Below are 800 nucleotides of genomic sequence, written 5' to 3'. Positions count from 1 at the left end.
GCGCCCTTCGGGCGCGGCCCCGCCGCATACACGAGCGTCTTGACCAGGAAACGAGTGTGAGGGCTCACTATTTTCGTGCGTGTCGCGACAGCGTGTCATCGTCGGGAAAGGCGGGTATACTTTACGGTATGACCATGACGACGATCAAAGTACCGAAGGTCCTCCGCGACCGTCTTCATGAACTCGCGGCTGAAGACGGGCTCACTCTCGCCCAGGAGATCGAGAGCCTGATTGAGCGCAATGCGCCGCGGCGCGAGCCGCGGTTCGGGGGATACCGAAGTGAGAAGCCGCTGACGGCGGAGGAAATCGACGCCAAGCTGGCCTCGGGATTCGGCAGATGAGCCCGATCATCCTCGACACGAGCGCTGTTCTGGCGCTGTTCGACAGTTCTTATGAAGAGCACGACGGACTGACCGAGGCGGTGGAGAAGCGGCAAGGGCCTCTGGTGGTGTCGCCGTTCATCGTTGCCGAAGTGGATTACATGCTCAAGGAGCAGTACGACGCCGGTGCGGCCCGACAGTTCAACGAGGACGTGGCGCTGGGTGGTATGGAGCTCGCCTCTTGGGGCCCTGCCGACCATGCGGAGGCGCTTCAGGTCATGCAGGCGTTCCAAGGTGACGACTACATTGGCATCGCCGATGCGTCCAACGTGGTGCTGGCTGATCGATATCGTACGAACTCGATCATGACACTCGACCAGCGGCACTTTAGGATCCTCCAGCCGATCTGGGGGCCGGATTACTTCACGCTGCTCCCATACGATTCGGAACAGTGATAGTCGGCGGGGCCGCGCCCTTCGG

At 61.6% G+C, this 800-nt stretch carries 2 protein-coding genes; both read left to right on the top strand.

Annotated features, from left to right (window positions below; all coding sequences use genetic code 11):
- The first annotated feature begins 134 nt into the window (after positions 1–134).
- Positions 135–341 (top strand): hypothetical protein, encoded by a 207-nt coding sequence (locus DI269_RS12920; protein WP_157974950.1) that lies wholly within the window; start codon positions 135–137, stop codon positions 339–341.
- Positions 338–775, top strand: a complete 438-nt coding sequence (locus DI269_RS12915; protein ID WP_112136537.1) for a PIN domain-containing protein — start codon at positions 338–340, stop codon at positions 773–775. Before DI269_RS12920 ends, DI269_RS12915 begins: the two co-directional genes overlap by 4 nt.
- Positions 776–800: the final 25 nt, after the last annotated feature.

Source organism: Glycomyces dulcitolivorans (assembly GCF_003265355.1).
Classification (GTDB): domain Bacteria; phylum Actinomycetota; class Actinomycetes; order Mycobacteriales; family Micromonosporaceae; genus Glycomyces; species Glycomyces dulcitolivorans.
This window is presented reverse-complemented; position numbering and strand designations above follow the sequence as displayed.